The following is a 17,628-nucleotide window of genomic DNA, read 5'->3' as shown; positions in this document are numbered from 1 at the left end:
TGGTAGATCTTGCCGTCGTTGCCGATGGCCATGAGCTGGGCGTCGCCGTTGGGCATGCCGGCCATCGCCTGGTCCTTGGCACCGAAGTTCGCGGCGCCGTCGTAACCGTCGACCTTGGCCCAGCCCGTCCAGGAACGGTCCGCGTAGCGGGCGGTGTGGTAGAGGTTGCCGTCGTTCCCGGTGGCCAGGGTCTGCGTCGAGCCGTCCGGGGTCGCCGCGATGGACTCCTGGGAGGCGTTGAAGAACGCCGCGCCGCCGAAGCCGTTCAGCGGGGCGAAGCCCTCCCAGCTGCCGTCGACCAGACGGGTGGCGTGGAAGAGGTCACCGGCCTTGCTGACCGGCGCGGTGGGGGTCTCGGACAGGCCCGACGGGCCGACGAAGGCCAGGGCGCGGCCCGCACCCACCGGGCTGGAGTTGGTCTTCCAGTTGAACCAGCTGCGGAAGCGCACGCCGCCGCTCTCGTTGCCGCCGACGGTCTGGATGTTGTCCCCGTCGACCGCGACGACGATGTTGACGTGGTCGGCGTCGCCGTCGTTCAGGCTGCCGTCCTTGTCGTAGAGGACCGCGTCGCCGACCTGCGGGCTGCCGTGCAGCGTCCCCTTGTTCTTGCCGTACTGGTAGATGCTGACGGCCGCCGCGCTGATGCCGGAGGTGTTCGCGCCGGCCTTGTTCCACACCCAGCGGGTGAACTCGGCGCACCAGGCGCCGGGGTACTGGCAGTTGTAGTCACCGCACGTGCCACCGACCTGGCCACGGGCGATCGAGGCGACGGTCTGGGACTCGGCCTGCGCCGAGACGGCGGGCAGGGCGACGGCCAGCATCGGCGCGGCGACGAAGGTGGTGAGGGCGACGGTGAGCATGCGGGAGGAGCGACGCGAGGTCATGGTGGTGTCTCCGTGAGAACAGGGCGGCCCGAGGCGTCAGGGCCGGGGATGAAGGACGAGGGGTGCTGCGGGTGTTGCCAAGTGGTGTGGGCCGGTTCGCGTGCTCGTCCGGGGCCCGGGTGGGGGCGGACGGCGCGGTGGCCTGGTCGCCGGTGGTGACGGCTGCCCTGCAGGAACAGCGGTCGGACGGCCGGCGGCCGGAGCGCACGGCGCACGGCGCGGGGCCGTGGCGGTGGTGCGGTGGTTCGGTGGATCTGTGGTGGATCAGTGGTGGATCAGCGGGTCCGGGGTGTAGCCGCGGGCGGCGCCGGTGGCGAGGACGCGGGCGAGGAGGTCGTGGGCCTTCGCGGTGGCGGTGGCCGTGTCCTGCGCCCGGACGAACAGTGCGACGTGCAGGCCCTGCGGTACCGGGCGGACCCGTACGTGTTCCAGGGCGTGGTGCGGGCCGGCGTGGGCCCACAGGGCGTCCTGGAGGAGGCTCGCGCCGCTCTCCGTACCCGGTGCCCCGGTGTCGCTGTGGAGGGGCGTGCGGACGAGGAGCACGGGGGTCAGTCCCAGCCGATGACGTCGCCGGCGGCGCAGTCGCTGCGGTGCGTGCGAGTGGTTTTCGGCATGGCTGTGCCCCCGGGCTTCTGACGTGTTTTCGGACGGTTTCGCCGGAGGCGGCTGGCCGGCCCTCGTGGGCCCCGGCCTGGGGTTTTTCGTTCCCGCCGCCGTTCCGGTGAGCACCATCCTGCTGGGCCGGGAAGCCCCGAGGAAGGTCTTTCGACCGGCACCAAGAGGCCTGGCACCTTGGTGTCAGCGGGGCCCGTCAGGGGCGTGAATAGCGTTCCCGCAGCCGGTACTTGAGGACCTTGCGCAGGGCGTCGTTGCGGGGCAGGGCGTCGACCAGTTCCAGCTGCTCGGGGAGCTTGTGCGGGGACAGGCCCTGGGCCCGCAGGTGGGCCGTCAGCTGGGGCAGGGTCAGCGGCGCCGCCCCCGCGGGCTGCTCGATCACGGCGCAGACGCGCTCCCCGCGTTCGGGGTCGGGCAGGCCGATGACGGCGACGTCGCCCACGGCCGGGAGCAGGTGCAGGAGGTCCTCGATCTCCTTGGCGGAGATGTTCTCGCCCTTGCGGATGATCACGTCCTTGCTGCGGCCCGTGAGGACCAGGTGGCCGTCGGCGGTGAGGTGGCCGAGGTCGCCGGTGATCAGGTAGCCGTCGGCGTCGAAGACCTCCGCGGAGTCCTCGCGGCCCAGGTAGCCCCGGCAGACGGCCTCGCCGCGCAGCCGCACCTCCCCGTCGGTCCCGGCGGGCAGGGGGGTGCCGTCGGGGGTGGTGATGCGGACGGACATGCCGCGCGGGGGGCGGCCCTCGGTGGTGGCGAGGTTCTCCGGGGTGTCGTCCGGGGAGCCCATGGTGATCATCGGGACCTCGGTCATGCCGTACCCGTGGGTGAGCTGGCAGCCCAGTTCGCGCACCACCGCGTGGTAGATCTCCGGGGGCTTGGGGGCGCCGCCGCCGGCCAGCAGGCGCAGGGTGGGGATGAGCCGCGTCCCGGGGTCCTTGCGCTGTTCGGCGAGGAAGAGGGAGTAGAAGGCGGTGGAGCCGCCCGCGACGGTGACGCCGTGGCGCCGGTAGCCGTCCAGTGCGTCGGGCAGCGCGAACTTCTCGAAGAGCACCGCGGGGAACCCGTACAGCAGCAGCATCACCAGGTAGTCGGGGCCGCCTATGTGCGCGTACGGGAACGCGATCGAGCCGACGTCGGCGGGGGTCAGCCGCAGCGCGTCGGCGAGGCAGGTGCCGCCCGCGATGAGCGAGCGGTCGGTGTGCAGGACGCCCTTGGGGTCGGAGGTGGTGCCGGAGGTCCAGTAGATCCACCGTACGGAGGTCCCGTCGGCCGGCGGCGGGGGCAGGACGGCGGGGTCGCCGTCGGGGAGGGAGCCGTAGGCCTCGAAGACCCCGCGGGCGCCGATCCGGGCGGCCATCGCGCCGTGGTCGAAGCCGCGCCAGACGCCGGGCACGGCGAAGAACTCGGCCTTGGCCTCGCGCAGCGCGAAGCCCACCTCGCGGTCGCGGTAGAAGGGGATCACCGGCGACTGGACGGCGCCGATCCGGGCCAGGGCGAGCGAGAGCAGCACCGTCTCGATGCGGGTGGGCAGCTGCCAGGCGACGACCGTGCCGGGGCGCACCCCCAGGCCGTACAGGCCGGCCGCGGCGCGTTCGGCGCGCTCGCGCAGCGCGCCGAAGGTCAGGACGCGGTCGTCGGCGGGGTCCTCGGCGGCCTCGATGAGGACGGGTGCGTCCGGGGTGCGGGCGGCCCGCCGGCAGACCAGTTCCCACAGGGTCGCGCAGCTGCTCGGATCCGTCCCGATGTCCGTCATCCCGGACCTCCCCTGGGCGTGGCAGTCGACGGTGGCCAACGAGTCTGACGGATAGTCAGATCAAGCGCAGAGCGTAGGCCTCGGACGCTTGTCGGTCCAGGGGTGGCGGGGCTAGCTTGTTTCTGACGATCCATCAGATCGGATTGGGGAGACCATGGAACTGCCTCGGATCATCAGCGTCGACGACCACGTCATCGAACCGGCCCACCTGTTCGACGTGTGGCTGCCGGCCAAGTACCGCGACCGCGGCCCCAAGGCCCTCACGGCGGGCATCGGCGAACTCGTCTACACCGGCGGCAAGTACGTCATCTCCATGGACCCCGACGGCCCGCCGACCGACTGGTGGATCTACGAGGACCTGAAGTTCCCGTACAAGCGCAACATCGCCGCCGTCGGCTTCGACCGCGACGACATGACCCTGGAGGGCATCACCCGCGAGGAGATGCGCCGCGGCTGCTGGGATCCCAAGGCGCGGCTCGACGACATGGACCTCAACCACGTCGAGGCCTCCCTCTGCTTCCCCACCTTCCCGCGCTTCTGCGGCCAGACCTTCGCCGAGGCCCACGACAAGGAGGTCGCCCTCGCCTGCGTGCGCGCCTACAACGACTGGATGGTCGAGGAGTGGTGCGGCGACAGCGGCGGCCGCCTCATCCCGCTGTGCATCATCCCGCTCTGGGACATCGACCTCGCCGTCGCCGAGATCCGCCGCAACGCCGCCCGCGGCGTCCGCGCGGTGACCTTCTCCGAGATCCCCACCCACCTGGGCCTGCCGTCCATCCACTCCGGCTACTGGGACCCCTTCTTCGCCGTCTGCCAGGAGACCGGCACGGTCGTGAACATGCACATCGGGTCCTCGTCCCAGATGCCCGCCGCCTCCCCGGACGCCCCGCCCGCCGTCCAGGCCTCGCTGAGCTTCAACAACGCCATGGCCTCGATGATGGACTTCCTCTTCAGCGGGGTCCTGGTGAAGTTCCCGAGGCTCACCCTCGCCTACAGCGAGGGCCAGATGGGCTGGATCCCGTACGCCCTCGAACGCGCCGACGACGTCTGGCGCGAGCACCGCGCCTGGGGCGGGGTCCGCGACCTGATCCCCGAACCGCCGTCCACGTACTACTACCGCCAGATCTACTGCTGCTTCTTCCGCGACAAGCACGGGATCGCCTCCCTCGACGTCGTCGGCCGCGACAACGCCACCTTCGAGACCGACTACCCGCACGTGGACTCGACCTTCCCGCACACCAGGGAGGTCGCCCTCGACCACGTGAAGGACCTCGACGCCGAGACCGTCCACAAACTGATGCGCGGCAACGCCATCCGCATGCTCGGCCTGGACCTCACCTGATGGACCTCACCCCCACCGAGGAGGAACGGGACTTCCGGGCCCGGCTGCGCGAGTGGCTGGGCAAGACCCTGCCCGAGCTGCCCGCCAGGCCCTCCCCGGACGACTGGCCCGGCCGCCGCGCCTACGACCTGGGCTGGCAGCGCAGGCTGTACGACGCCGGGTACGCGGGCCTGCACTGGCCCGTCGACGCCGGCGGGCGCGGCGCCACCCCGACCCAGCACCTGATCTTCCTGGAGGAGACCGAGCGCGCCGGCGCCCCCTACGTCGGCGCGAACTTCGTCGGCCTGCTGCACGCCGGACCGACCATCGCCGCCGAGGGCACCGCCGGGCAGCGCGCCCGCTGGCTGCCGCCCGTCCTGCGCGGCGACGAGGTGTGGTGCCAGGGCTTCAGCGAGCCCGGCGCCGGCTCCGACCTGGCCTCCCTGCGCACGCGGGCGGTGCGCGACGGGGACGCGTACGTCGTCACCGGATCGAAGATCTGGACCTCGCACGCGGAGGTCGCCGACTGGTGCGAGCTGCTGGTGCGCACGGACCCGCAGGCCCCCAGGCACCGCGGGATCTCCTGGCTGGCCCTGCCGATGGACGCGCCCGGGATCACGGTCCGGCCGCTGCGCACCCTCGCCGGGTCGGCCGAGTTCGCGGAGGTGTTCCTCGACGAGGTGCGGGTCCCGGTCGCCAACCGGGTCGGGGCGGAGAACGACGGCTGGCGCGTGACGATGGTGACCCTGTCCTTCGAACGGGGCACCGCCTTCGTCGGCGAGGTCGTCGCCTGCCGGCGCACCCTGGGGCTGCTGGCCCGTACCGCGAAGGCGAACGGCCGCTGGGACGACCCCGTGCTGCGGCGCACCCTGGGGCGGCTGCACGGGGAGTTCGGGGCCCTGTGGCGGCTGACGCAGTGGAACGTCAGCGAGGCGCAGCGCAGCGGCGGCGTCCCCGGCACGGGCGGCAGCGTCTTCAAGCTGGCGTACTCCCACGCCCGCCAGGAGCTCTACGACGCGGCCGCGGAGGTGCTGGGCGCGGACTCCCTCTCGCTGGAGGAGGAGTGGACCCTGGACCGGCTCTCGTCCCTCTCGTACACGATCGCGGCGGGCACCTCGCAGATCCAGCGCAACATCGTCGCCGAGCGGATCCTCGGCCTTCCGAAGGGGCGGTGAGCGCCGTGGACTTCCAGCCGACCGAGGACCAGCGGGCGTTGCGGACGGGCGTACGGGAACTGCTCGCCGGACGGTACGGGCGCGAGGCCCTGCGGGCGTCCGTGGACGCCGACGGCGCCCTGGACCGGGCCCTGTGGCGGGAGCTGGGCGCGGCGGGTTTCTTCGCGCTGCGCCTGCCGGAGGAGCGGGGCGGGGTCGGGCTCGGCCTGCCCGAGGCGGTCCTCGTCTTCGAGGAGGCCGGGCGGGCCCTGCTGCCGGGGCCGCTGGTGGCCACCCACCTGGCCGCCGGGACGGTTCCCGGCGCGGCGGAGGGGACGGCCGTGGTCACCGCCTTCGACCTGGACGGGCCGCTGGTGGCGCACCTGGGCGACGCCGACGCGGTGCTCGGGGCGGACCCGCTCCCCGCCGGGACCCCGGTGCGCTCGGCGGACCCGCTGACCCCGCTGTGGCGGGCGGAACCGGCCGGGGGCGCGCGGGTGGAGGTGTACCGGGAGGAGGGGGCGCTGCTGACGGCGGCCCTCCAGGTCGGCAGCGCGCTGCGGACGGTGGAGCTGGCGGTGCGGTACGCGGGGGAGCGCGAGCAGTTCGGGCAGCCGATCGGGGCGTTCCAGGCGGTCAAGCACCTGTGCGCGGACATGCTGGTGCGGGCGGAGCTGGCCCGTACGGCGGTCTACGCGGCGGCGGTGACGGCGGACGCCGCGGAGATCGCGGCGGCCAAGCTGCTGGCCGACGAGGCGGCGCTGCGGGGCGCACGGGACTGCCTCCAGGTGCACGGCGGGATGGGCTTCACCTGGGAGGCGGACGTGCACCTGCACCTGAAGCGGGCGTGGGTGCGGGCGCGGCAGTGGGGAACGGCGGCGCGGGCGCAGGAGTTCCTGGCGGAGCGGCTGCTGGAGGAGGCGGTGCCGTAGGTAGCAGGCTGTGACGGGAGCGGGGCCGCGCGGGCCCGGTCGGGGCGGGGCGGGCCGGGGCGGGCCAGACCGGGGCACGGGCGGGGCACGGGAGGAACGACGCGGGACGCATGTCCGATTACAGAGAGTTGATATCGGTTTGTGTCCTTCGGCCACCCCGATCCGGGCCGGAGGCAGGGGTGTGCTCCGGTACGCTCCCACGAATGCGAGCGGTTGAGCGGCGCGAGCGCCGCACAGTATGCACCACGCCTACTCCTTCGCGCTGGAATATGCCCGAAGCGCTTGTTGTGGTGACTGTATGTCAACCATGCTGCTCGGCAAGGGGATCACGAATGGTGGTCCCGCCCCGTCGCGAGGCGAAGTGTCCGCCGGTTCGGATGGTGTGAGCGGTGCAGGTGCTTCAGGTGCAGCTTGAGGTAGGACCGGATCCCGCCGAGGTCGGCCGGGCCCGCCGGTGGGCCCGGTCCAGGCTGGCGTGGTCCGGCATAGGGGACGACGAGCCGCTCGCCGAGACGCTGGTCCTGCTGATCTCCGAGCTGGTCACGAACGCGGTCGTGCACACGGGCTGTCCGGCCGTGCTGCGGATGCTGTTCGGCGGGCCGGGCGTGCGGGTCGAGGTCGCCGACACGAGCGACCGGGCGCCGGCCCGCAGGCAGGCCTGCGGCGAGGACACGGGCGGGCGCGGGCTGGAGCTGGTGGACGGGCTCGCCGACCGGTGGGGCTGGCAGCGCGAGGGCGCGGGCAAACGGATCTGGTGCGAGATCGACCGCGCGGAACCGCCGGCGCCCGCCGTGCGCCCCGACCAAGAATTTGCCCGGAGGCGGGAACCGCGCGTGTACCTCTAACGAGGTGTTGACGGTTCGTCACCTGTTGATCACCCTTGTGTTGAGCGATTCGTCGCGAGGGGACGCCAAGGGAGTGTTTCCTGCCTTGACGAGTGCGGGTCGTGGGGTGGCGGCTGCCGTGCCGCGCTCGGGGTGCGCACGAACGCACGCCGCCACCCGCAGCTTCCCGTCCGGGCGCGCCACCCGCGCGGCTCCGGGGGCGGGCCGGCCCGCGAAAACGGCTCGCGGGGCCGATGGGACGGGTGGCAGGGTGCGGCTCATGGCGCCCCAGCATCAGATCCGTGCCGACTACGACGCCCACACGATCGTGGTCTACCAGGCGTACGCGCCCGCCATCGCCGACGCGGCGCTGCGGGCGGGCCGCTTCGTCCCGCCGTTCTCGTTCCACCGGATGACGTGGATCAAGCCGTCGTTCACGTGGCTGATGCACCGTAGCAACTGGGCCCGCAAACCCGGCCAGGAGCGCGTCCTCGCGGTGCGGATGACCCGGGAGGGCTGGGAGCACGCCCTCTCCCGTGCGGTGCTCACGACCGCGGACCCGGCCGCCGTGGCCGGGGCGGCCGTGCACGTCCAGTGGGACCCGGAGCGGTCGGCGCGCGGGGCGGCGCTCAACCACTACAGCATCCAGGTCGGCATCGGCCGGGACCTGATCCGCACGTTCGCCGACGACTGGGTCGTCGGCCTCACCGACCTCACCCCACAGGTCCGCAAGGCCGCGTCCCTGATCCGCGCCGGGCACTCCGCGAAGTCCCGGCGACTGCTCCCCGCGGAGCGCGTCTACCCGCTCCCCCGAGAACTGGAGGACCGCCTGTCCACAGGGGCGTGACCGTGGCCGGGGCTCCGGCCGGAGCAGGGCATCCGGCCATGAGGTGCAACCCTCCGGTTGCGCCAGAGGGGGGTCAGGTGCAACCCTGGAGTTGCATCAATGGTGTCGAGGTGTCGAGGAAAGAGGCTCGTCATGATCCAGGACAGGATCGAACGCGAAACCCTGATCGAAGCGCCGCTGGAGCGGGTCTGGTCGCTGGTGACCGAACCCGGGTTCTGGGTGGCCGAACCGGAGAGCGTGGCCGGGACCGTCGCCCGGGAGGGCGAGTCGATGCTGGCGAAGAACCCCAAGTACGGGGACTTCCCGGTGCGCGTGGAGAAGGTGGAGCCGCCGACGTACGTCGCGTACCGCTGGGCCAGCGCCTTCCCGGGCGAGGAACTGCGCGGGGACAACACCACCCTCGTGGAGTTCACCCTGACGCCGGAGGGCGACGGGACGCGGCTGCGCGTCGTCGAGAGCGGCTTCTCGCAGCTCGCCGGGGCCGAGGAAGTGCGCGCCAAGGCGCTGAAGGACAACACCGGCGGCTGGCCGCAGGTGCTCGACGCGTTCAAGAAGCGGGCCGAGGAGTCCTCGGCGTGACGGATCCGAGCCCGGGCGGCGCGGAGGGCGTGGACTGCGTACTCGCCGCGCTCGCCGACCCCACGCGGCGCCTGCTGCTCGACCTCCTCGCCGCGCGGGGCGAGGCCAGCGCGACCGCCCTCGCCGAGGGGGTCCCCGTCTCGCGCCAGGCCGTGGTCAAGCACCTCGCGGTGCTGGAGGCCGCCGGTCTGGTGCGCGGGGGGCGGGTGGGGCGTGAGGTGCGGTACGCGGTCCGGCCCGCGGCGCTGGACGCGACGGCCCGCTGGATGGCCGCCCTCGCGGCCGACTGGGACCGCCGCCTGGCCCGCATCAAGCTCCTCGCGGAGACGGCCGAGGCCGCGGAACGGGACACCCCTTAGGGCGGTCCCGTTCCGCGGCCCCGGCCGCACGCGCGCGTCACGGCCGGCTATCCGCGGTCCGGGCCCGGCGCGGCGGTGTCGGCCTGGGCCGTGTCGGCCGGCGCGGCCTCGGCCTGGGCGGCGTCGGCCGGGGTGCCCTCGGCCGGGGTGCCCTCGGGCTTCGGGTGGAGGATGTCGCGCGCCTGGTCGGCGGCGCGGGAGATGCTCTCGGAGACGAAGTCGACGAAGCGGGCGATGTTTTCGAGGCGGACCGCGGCGGGGGTGTCGGCGCCGAGGATGCCGACGCCCTGACGGGCGGTCTCGGCGAGCACGGCGGTGCCGCGGGCGCTGGCCATCATCGACTGGTACCAGACGTCGTTGTCGGCGACGTAGCGCTCGCGCCGCCGTTCGTCGCGTTCGCGGCGGACCAGGCCCTGGCCGTCGAGGTAGCTGATCGCCTTGGAGACGGACGCCGGGCTGACCTGGAGGCGCTGGACGAGCTCCGACGCGGTGAGGCTGCCCTCGTCGGTGGTGAACAGGCAGGTCAGCACCCGGGCCATCATCGTGGGCATGCCCGACTGCACGAGGACGGTGGTGAACGTCTCCTCGTACGCGCGCAGCGCCTCGGGGTCGCGCCCGTGCGCCGGCGGGGGCGTCTGGGGGGTACGGGCCGCGGTCTGGCCGCGCCGGTGGGTGCGGCGTTCGGTGGCGCGCTGGGCGAGGTCGGCGCGGTAGCCGGTGGGGCCCCCGTTGCGCATGACCTCGCGGGTGACCGTCGAGGTGGGGCGGTCGAGGCGCCTGGCGATCTCCGCGTAGGCGAGGCCGTCGGCCACCCCCAGCGCGATCTGCTGGCGTTCCTGCTGGGTGAGCCTGCCTCCCGGCATCGCGGTCTCCTTCGTGCGTGGCCTTCGGCGGCCCTCAGCGGCCCTTCGTGGCCCCGGAGTCTCAGCATAGCGTTCACTCTCAATTCATTGCAACGCTCGCGGTCGCGATTGTTGCGTTAAACCCCAAGCCGTTGCAACGATATTCGGTATCTGAGCTGCGCAAATGCGATTCCTTCGCAACGAGTCTGTTGCCGCTTCTGCGAACGCAACGTAGCTTTTGCGGAGTCGGAAACGAAGCCAGTCAAACGAAGCCAGCCGAAGGAAGCACCGTCATGCAGAAGTTCCAGACCCCCGCCCCGGTCTCCACCGTCCTCGACGTCCCCGCCGGACGCGTCCGCTTCATCGCCACCGACCGGGACGACACCACCGTCGAGATCCTGCCCTCGAACGCCTCCAGGAGCCGCGACGTCAAGACCGCGCAGCAGACCACCGTCGACTTCCACGACGGCGTCCTGCGGATCACCACCCCGGCGCCGAAGAACCAGGTCCTCGGCGCCACCGGCTCCATCGAGGTGACCGTCCAGCTGCCCGCCGGCTCCCGCGTCGAGGCCAAGGCCGCCGCCGGCGAACTCCGCGGTGTCGGACGCCTCGGCGAGGTCTCCTTCGAGGTCGCCCAGGGCTCGATCGAGCTCGACGGGGCCGAGGGCGCCCGCCTCACCGCCCTCGCCGGCGACATCCGCGTCGGCCGCCTGCGCGGTGACGCCGACATCAGCACCCAGAAGGGCGACATCCGCGTCGCGGAGGCCCACGACGGCACCCTCACCCTGCGCACCCGGGCCGGCGACGTGACCGTCGGCGCCGCCCGGGGCGTCAGCGCCTCCCTCGACGCCGGCACCGGCCACGGCCGCATCCAGAACGGTCTCGCGAACACCGGGGGCACCGCCGGCCTCACCATCCGCGCGACCACCGACCACGGGGACATCACCGCCAGCAGCCTGTGACGACCACCCCCACCTCTCAGCAACGACTCCCACTCCGGTAAAGGGCGAGAAGAATGACCACCGATCAGGACTACCAGGCCGCCGAACTGCTCCTCAGCCGCCTCGCCCGCCCCGGCGAGCTCGTCACCGCCGACAAGATCAGGCCGCAGTGGATCGACGGGGGCGCCCGGTTCTGGTACGCCGTGAGCGACGGCGCCGGCAGGCGCTTCGTCCTCGTCGACCCGGCGGCGGGCACCCGCGAGCCCGCCTTCGACCACGCGCGGCTCGCCGCCGCGCTGGCCGACGCCTCCGGGCAGCCGGTCGACCCCGAGGCCCTGCCGTTCGCGGCCATCGACCTCCGGCCGGCCGCGAACGCGGTCGAGTTCTTCGCGCTGGGCGCGTACTGGCGCTGCGGCCTGGACGCCTACGTCTGCGAGCACGCCGAGTTCACCCCGCCCGGCAGCCCCCTGGAGGTCACCTCGCCCGACGGCAAGGTCGCGGTGTCCCGCCGCGGGCACGACCTGTGGGCCCGCTCGCTGTCCGACGGCCGCGAGTGGCCGCTGACCACCGACGGCGAACCCGCCAACCAGTACGGCCCCGGCCCCGACTGCACCGCCAACACCACCCTGCTGACCAAGATCGGCCTGCCGTACCTGCCGCCCGCGCTGGCCTGGTCGCCCGACTCCACCCGGGTCCTGGCCCACCAGACCGACGAACGCGAGGTCCGTGAGACCCACCTCGTACAAGCCCGCCCCGCCGACGGCGGAGCGCCCCTCCTGCACACCCAGCGCTACGCCTACCCCGGCGACGAGCACGTGCCGCTGGCCCGGCTGGTCGTACTGAACGTCGCCGACGGCACCGTCGTCCGCGCCCAGGCCGACCCGCTGCTCATGCCGCAGCTGTCCCCGATCACGACCAAGTGGGCGTGGTGGGCCCCGGACGGCTCGGCCGTGTACTACCTGGACCGTCCCCGCGACCAGCGCACCCTCACCCTGCACCGGATGGACCCGGCCACCGGCGAGGTCACCACCGTGCTCAGCGAGAGCGGCGCCACCCGCGTCGAGCCCAACCAGTGGGCGTACGAGCCGCCCATCGTCCGCGTACTCGCCGACGAGGTGCTCTGGTACTCGCAGCGCGACGGCTGGGGCCACCTCTACCGCTACGACCTGCGCACCGGCGCGCTCCTGGGCCGGGTGACCTCCGGCGAGTGGGCGGTGCGCCAGATCCTGCACGTCGACGAGACCGAACGGGTGGTGTACTTCACCGCCTCCGGGCTCGTCGAGGAAGACCCGTACCGGCGCACCGTCTGCCGCGCCTCCCTGGACGGCTCCGGCTTCGCCAAGGTCACCGACGACGACCTCGACCACGTCGTCACCCCGTCGCCCGGCCGCAACTGCTTCCTCGACTCCGCGTCCACCGTGGACACCCCGCCGGTGACCCGCGTCCTCGACTGGTCCGGCCGCGTCCTGGCCGAGCTGGAGCGCGCCGGCATCAGCAGGCTCACCGCGACCGGCTGGACCGCGCCGGAACGATTCCGCGTCAAGGCGGCCGACGGCGTGACGGACATCTACGGCGTCCTCTACCACCCCCGGGGCTTCGACCCCGACCGCCGCTACCCGGTGGTGGACAACCTCTACCCCGGCCCGCAGGTCACCCGGGTCGCCCCCGGCTTCGACCCCGGCGGCATGGGCCTCGACGCCGAACCCCTCGCCGCACTCGGCTTCGTCGTGATCGCACTGGACGGACGCGGCACCCCCGGCCGCAGCAAGGCCTTCCACGACGCCTCGTACGGGAACCTGGCCGACGCCGGCTCCCTGGCCGACCACGCCGCGGCACTGCGGCAGCTCGCCCTGACCCGGCCGTGGATGGACCTGGACCGCGCCGGCGTCCTCGGCCACTCCGGCGGCGGCTTCGCGGCGGCCCGCGCCATGCTCGACTTCCCCGACGTCTACAAGGCCGGGGTCGCCCTCTCCGGCTCGCACGATGCCCGCCACTTCAACCTGGGCTTCGTCGAGACCTACGACGGCGCCGACAACCCCGAGGCCTGGGCCCGCACCTCCAACGTCGACCTCGCCGACCGGCTGGAGGGCAAACTCCTCCTCGTCCACGGCGAAATGGACGACCAGGTCCACCCCGACCAGACCCTGCGCCTCGCCGACCGCCTCCTCGCCGCGGACAAGGACTTCGAGCTGCTCATCGTCCCCGGGGCCGAGCACAGCTTCCTCGACTGCCTGTCCTACGTCCGCACGCGCTGCTGGGACTTCCTGGTCCGCGAACTGACGGACACGAAGCCCCCGGCCTACCGCCCGGCCCCGATCGCCATCAGCCCCGAAGCGCTCGCGGAACTGTTCGCGTAGACGGGTCGCATCAGACCTCGAACTCGCCGACCCAGGAGCGCTTCAGCAGGTGTTCGGGCAGGTACGGGGACGTGACGTCGACGGGGATGCCGCCGTCGTAGGCGAGACAGGCGACGGCGAGGATGCCGATCGGCACCAGTCCCCGGATACTGTCGGTCCGTTCGGGGGTGGCCGTCCAGTACTGCTTGTGGAGTTCGAGGGCCTCCAGCAGGGTCGTGTGGAATCCCTCCTCGTCCTTCCGGAGGAACTTGTAGAAAAGGTTGATCGGCGGATAGGCCACGTGCTGGATGTATTCACGCCCCGCGATGACCGCCACGTCCGGGTACGACCGCTGGAACGTTAGCGTCAGTTCCGGCACCAGTTCCGGACGCTTGAGCCAGTACGCCTGGAGCGTCGCCACCCAGTGGTACAGGTAGTCGTCGTGATCCGCGCCCGAGGCCCGCAATACGTCGAGCGGCAACTCGCACAACGCTGTCATCTTCGGCTGGTCACGCGTGATGATCGCGAACCAGAACGCCTCGATCCAGGCCTGCGCGTGTGCGTACGGGACCGGCCCGATCGCCTGCAGCGTCCTCATCTCATGGTGGATCTGCACCTCGGCCAACCCCTCGGTCATCCCCGCCGTACGGAACAACGCGGACCCCAACTGCGCAGTCGCGACCACGGCTTCCCACGTGGCCAGCTCGGCTCCCGGCGGGTCCACCCGGAACCGGGCTTCGCTGTAGAAGGTGGCATCGCTCCACACAGAGTCGAAATTCCGGGAAGACGCGCCAAGAGCGTCGATGTCCCTCGTGAGGTGCTCACCGAGCCTGGTCACCCAGTCGGAACTCGCGGGCCTCGGCTCTGAATGGCCGGCCACGAAGACATTCATCGTCTGCCTTTTTCCTGGGATGAGATCGATTCGGCGGACTGCCCCGGTGAGCCGGAGGCCCGGGAGCTCCTCACACCCGGTCACCCCGACCACCCTGTGAACCCCTTGTCCGCCACACGCGACACGTCACACCTCGAACTCGCCCAGCCAGGAACGCTTCAGCAGGTGCGCGGGCAGGTACGGGGACTCGACGCCGACCGGGATCCCGCCGTCGTAGGCGAGACAAGCCACGGCCAGGAGCGCGACCGGCACCCTCCCCTCGATGTCCCGGGACCGCTCGGGGGTGGCCGTCCAGTACCGCTTGTGGAGTTCCAGGGCTTCCACGAGCGCTGCGTGGAAGCCCTCCTCGTCCTTGCGCAGGAACTTGTAGAAGAGGTTGATCGGCGGGTACGCCACGTGCTGGACGTACTCGCGCCCTGCGATCACCGCGACGTCCGGGTGCGACCGGTCGAAGGTGGCCGTCAGTTCCTCCACCAGCTCGGGCCGCTTGAGCCAGTACGCCTGGAGCGTGGCCACCCAGTGGTACAGGTAGTCGTCGTGGTCGGCGCCCGAGGCCCGCAGGACGTCGAGGGGCAGCTCGCACAGCTCGGTCATCCTCGGCTGGTCACGCGTGATGATCGCGTACCAGAACGCCTCGACCCACGCCGAGGCGCGCGCGTTGTGGTTCGGGCCCGTCGCGGGCAGGGTGCGCATCTCGTGGTGGATGCGTACCCGCGTCGTGCCCTCGGTCATCGCCGCCGTGCGGAACAGCGCCGAGCCGAGCTGCGCGGCGTCGACCACGGTCTCCCACGTCGTCAGTTCTTCGGCCGTCGGATCGACCAGGGTCCGGGACTGCACGTGCAGGTCCGCCTGGCTCCAGACCCGCCCGAGCTGGCCCGGGAGCACGGCGAGCTCGTCGATGTTCGCGACCAGCCTCTCGTCCTGGCCCCGGACCCAGTCCGCGCTCTGCGGCTCGGGGCCGGCGTGGCTCTCCACGACGACCGGCATCTCTTCCCCGTCACTTGCCGATGTCGAAGCGCTGAATCGTTCGCCCGGTGTACGGGCCGGCCGCATCTGGGATGAGCCGTTCATGATTCCGCAGTGTCGATACGCCGCACCGGGCTCGTCATGGAATCCATTCCTCGCCGCCCGGCGGGCCTCGGCGTGCGCATCAGACCTCGAACTCGCCGACCCAGGAACGCTTCAGCAGGTGCTCGGGCAGGTAAGGGGACGCGACGTCGACGGGGATTCCGCCGTCGTAGGCGAGACAGGCGACGGCGAGGATGCCGATCGGCACCAGTCCGTCGATGTCCTCGGCCCGCTCGGGGGTGGCCGTCCAGTACTGCTTGTGGAGTTCGAGGGACTCCAGCAGAGTGGCGTGGAATCCCTCCTCGTCCTTCCGGAGGAACTTGTAGAAAAGGTTGATCGGCGGATAGGCCACGTGCTGGATGTATTCACGCCCCGCGATGACCGCCACGTCCGGGTGCGACCGCTGGAACGTCAGCGTCAGTTCCGGCACCAGTTCCGGACGCTTGAGCCAGTACGCCTGGAGCGTCGCCACCCAGTGGTAGAGGTAGTCGTCGTGATCGGAGCCCGAAGCCCGGAGCACGTCGAGCGGCACCTCGCACAGCGCGGTCATCTTCGGCTGGTCACGCGTGATGATCGCGAACCAGAACGCCTCGAGCCAGGCCGTCGCATGCGTGAAGCGCGTCGGGCCAGTGGCCTGCAGCGTACGCATCTCATGGTGAATGCGGACCTCGGTCGACCCCTCGGTCATCTGCGCCGCACGGAACAGCGCGGAACCCAACTGCGCCGCTGCGACCACGGCCTCCCAGGTCCCCAGCTCGGCACCCTGTGGATCCACCCGGAAGCGGGCGTCGACGTAGAAGGCTGCGTCCTGCCATACGGTCCCGAGCTTCCGGGGCGTCGATCCGAGCGCCTCGATATCCCGGGCCAAACGCTCACCGAGCCCTTCGACCCAGTTCGCGCTGGCGGGCCTCGGCTCCGAATGGCCGGCCACGACGACGGTCATCGCATCCCCCTTCACTTGGTGAGGTCGAATCGCCGGATAGTGTATCCGGCGTAAGTCCCGGTGTTATCGGCCCCCTTGACGACGACGTAGTCGATCCGCGGGGGATCCGCGTTCAGTGCCTCGTCGAGTGCCTCGTACAAGTCCTTTTCGCTTTGAATGTTTTCCCCGCGCTTCTTCATTTGCTCGAGGATGTCCTCGAAGTATGCGCGCGTCCCCTGTGAAACACGCGTGCCGTTTATTCGACGCTCACCCAGGTCGGTGGTGACGTGGCTCTTCGCCTCGACGACGACGTACCGGTCGCCCTGCTTGTACACCTGGTCGAACTGGTCGTTGCCGTTGGCAGGGCCGTGCAGCTTCTGTTCCTGGGCGCCGGGGAATTCCCTCGGTATCGCGTGTTCCCGGGCCACGGCCTCGCCGTAGGCCTCACTCTGCTTGGAAAGGGCCTCGTGGAACGGCGCGTGGTGCGCCTTGGCCGCGTCGAGAGCTGCCTGGGTTTCCGGAGTAGGACTGGCCTTGTGCGCCGCCTTGGCATCTCCATAGGCGTCGTGCGGACCCTTGTCGTTGGCGATGGCGTCATGACGGTCCTTCGCCGCCTGGTCGAGCGAGTCCCTCATTTCCTGGGTGACGGAGGGATGGGTGTGATCGACTGAGGTCGCCTTGCCCAGGTAGTCCGGGGGAACCGGCGGGGGAATGTCCGACTTCGGAACCCAGACGTCGGGAGCGGTTTCCACGAGCTGCGGCGGGACCAGGCCGGTGTGGTCCGGCACGTCGGCCCGCAGACGGTAGCCGAGCTTGTTGTAGTACTTCTTGAAATAGGGGTCCGCCGGGTCGTTCGCCCTGTGGACCTGGTACTCCATGATCTGCTTGCGTTCGGCGTTCGTGTACTGGTGCGCGTTGTCCCGGTGCGGCGGGAGCTCCGGGCGCCCGTCGTGGCCGGGAGCGACCGGGCCACCGCCGTCGTGGCCGCCGTGGCCGAGGTTGTCGGGGATGTCGGGGAGGCCGGAGCCGCCCTGGTGCGGGATACCGCCGCCACCCTGGTGGGGGATGCCGCCGCCGTCGCCCTGGTGCGGGACACCGCCGCCGTCACCGCCGTGCGCGGTGCCGCCGGTGGGGGTGGTGTCGTTGCCGCCGTGGCCGCCCGTGCCTCCGCTTCCGCCGGGTTGGGTGTGGCTGTTGTGGGCGGTGTTGTCGGCGATGCCGCCGGGGGTGTGGTCGGCTGCGCCGCCGGGGGTGTGGCCGGGGGTGTGGGCGGTGGTGTCGGCGGTGTGGGCGCCGACGGTGACGGGGACGTTTTCGTGCTTGGGGACTTCGGCCAGGGGGTGGTCGGTGCCCTTGGGGACC

Annotated in this window: 16 protein-coding genes and 1 pseudogene; 9 read left to right on the top strand and 8 right to left on the bottom strand. The window is 71.7% G+C overall.

What is annotated here, in order from left to right:
- The 3 genes from ABZW32_RS30440 to ABZW32_RS30430 form a co-directional block, all read right to left on the bottom strand.
- Positions 1–884, bottom strand: an 884-nt coding sequence (locus ABZW32_RS30440; protein ID WP_356221953.1) for a CHAP domain-containing protein, incomplete at its 3' end; no start/stop codon positions are given.
- A gap of 264 nt (positions 885–1,148) precedes the next feature.
- Complete coding sequence (locus ABZW32_RS30435; RefSeq protein ID WP_356221950.1) at positions 1,149–1,427, bottom strand: hypothetical protein; 279 nt, start codon at positions 1,425–1,427, stop codon at positions 1,149–1,151.
- Between the two features lie 268 nt (positions 1,428–1,695).
- Positions 1,696–3,249, bottom strand: a complete 1,554-nt coding sequence (locus tag ABZW32_RS30430) for an AMP-binding protein (protein ID WP_356221947.1) — start codon at positions 3,247–3,249, stop codon at positions 1,696–1,698.
- Positions 3,250–3,403: 154 nt separating this feature from the next.
- On the opposite strand from ABZW32_RS30430, the gene ABZW32_RS30425 reads away from it, so the two are divergent.
- From ABZW32_RS30425 to ABZW32_RS30395, 7 genes are all read left to right on the top strand, one after another.
- Complete coding sequence (locus ABZW32_RS30425; protein ID WP_356221944.1) at positions 3,404–4,591, top strand: amidohydrolase family protein; 1,188 nt, start codon at positions 3,404–3,406, stop codon at positions 4,589–4,591.
- A complete protein-coding gene (locus ABZW32_RS30420) occupies positions 4,591–5,745 on the top strand; it encodes an acyl-CoA dehydrogenase (RefSeq protein WP_356221941.1) in 1,155 nt (384 codons plus the stop codon). Before ABZW32_RS30425 ends, ABZW32_RS30420 begins: the two co-directional genes overlap by 1 nt.
- Positions 5,746–5,750: 5 nt before the next feature.
- Positions 5,751–6,656, top strand: coding sequence for an acyl-CoA dehydrogenase family protein (locus tag ABZW32_RS30415; RefSeq protein ID WP_356222004.1), 906 nt, complete (start codon positions 5,751–5,753; stop codon positions 6,654–6,656).
- A 389-nt stretch (positions 6,657–7,045) separates the two neighbouring features.
- Complete coding sequence (locus ABZW32_RS30410; RefSeq protein ID WP_356221939.1) at positions 7,046–7,501, top strand: ATP-binding protein; 456 nt, start codon at positions 7,046–7,048, stop codon at positions 7,499–7,501.
- 259 nt (positions 7,502–7,760) lie between these two features.
- A complete protein-coding gene (locus ABZW32_RS30405) occupies positions 7,761–8,327 on the top strand; it encodes a DUF4291 domain-containing protein (RefSeq protein ID WP_356221936.1) in 567 nt (188 codons plus the stop codon).
- A gap of 132 nt (positions 8,328–8,459) precedes the next feature.
- The gene (locus ABZW32_RS30400; RefSeq protein ID WP_356221934.1) at positions 8,460–8,906 is read left to right on the top strand and encodes an SRPBCC domain-containing protein; all 447 of its coding nucleotides are present in this window, start codon (positions 8,460–8,462) and stop codon (positions 8,904–8,906) included.
- On the top strand, positions 8,903–9,265 hold the full coding sequence (locus tag ABZW32_RS30395) for a metalloregulator ArsR/SmtB family transcription factor (RefSeq protein ID WP_356221931.1): 363 nt from the start codon (positions 8,903–8,905) through the stop codon (positions 9,263–9,265). Before ABZW32_RS30400 ends, ABZW32_RS30395 begins: the two co-directional genes overlap by 4 nt.
- Before the next feature lie 47 nt (positions 9,266–9,312).
- Here the strand turns inward: ABZW32_RS30395 and ABZW32_RS30390 are convergent, their stop codons facing one another.
- Entirely contained in the window at positions 9,313–10,128 is an 816-nt protein-coding gene (locus ABZW32_RS30390; RefSeq protein ID WP_356221928.1) for a helix-turn-helix domain-containing protein, read from the bottom strand.
- A gap of 272 nt (positions 10,129–10,400) precedes the next feature.
- On the opposite strand from ABZW32_RS30390, the gene ABZW32_RS30385 reads away from it, so the two are divergent.
- Together ABZW32_RS30385 and ABZW32_RS30380 are read left to right on the top strand one after the other, a co-directional pair.
- Positions 10,401–11,069: a DUF4097 family beta strand repeat-containing protein gene (locus tag ABZW32_RS30385; protein ID WP_356221925.1), complete on the top strand. Its 669-nt coding sequence runs from the start codon at positions 10,401–10,403 to the stop codon at positions 11,067–11,069.
- 53 nt (positions 11,070–11,122) lie between these two features.
- The gene (locus ABZW32_RS30380) at positions 11,123–13,405 is read left to right on the top strand and encodes a DPP IV N-terminal domain-containing protein (RefSeq protein ID WP_356221922.1); all 2,283 of its coding nucleotides are present in this window, start codon (positions 11,123–11,125) and stop codon (positions 13,403–13,405) included.
- Between the two features lie 10 nt (positions 13,406–13,415).
- Here ABZW32_RS30380 and ABZW32_RS30375 read toward each other — a convergent pair whose 3' ends face one another.
- From ABZW32_RS30375 to ABZW32_RS30360, 4 genes and pseudogenes are all read right to left on the bottom strand, one after another.
- Positions 13,416–14,276, bottom strand: coding sequence for an immunity 49 family protein (locus ABZW32_RS30375; RefSeq protein ID WP_356221920.1), 861 nt, complete (start codon positions 14,274–14,276; stop codon positions 13,416–13,418).
- 126 nt (positions 14,277–14,402) lie between these two features.
- Positions 14,403–15,263, bottom strand: a complete 861-nt coding sequence (locus tag ABZW32_RS30370) for an immunity 49 family protein (protein ID WP_356221919.1) — start codon at positions 15,261–15,263, stop codon at positions 14,403–14,405.
- 163 nt (positions 15,264–15,426) lie between these two features.
- Positions 15,427–16,287 carry an immunity 49 family protein gene (locus tag ABZW32_RS30365; RefSeq protein WP_356221916.1) on the bottom strand — a complete coding sequence of 287 codons (861 nt, stop codon included), beginning with the start codon at positions 16,285–16,287 and terminating at the stop codon, positions 15,427–15,429.
- Positions 16,288–16,298: 11 nt separating this feature from the next.
- Positions 16,299–17,628 (bottom strand): annotated as a pseudogene (locus ABZW32_RS30360) (hypothetical protein); the annotation flags it as partial.

The organism is Streptomyces sp. NPDC004667, assembly GCF_040609475.1.
Taxonomy (GTDB): domain Bacteria; phylum Actinomycetota; class Actinomycetes; order Streptomycetales; family Streptomycetaceae; genus Streptomyces.
This window is presented reverse-complemented; position numbering and strand designations above follow the sequence as displayed.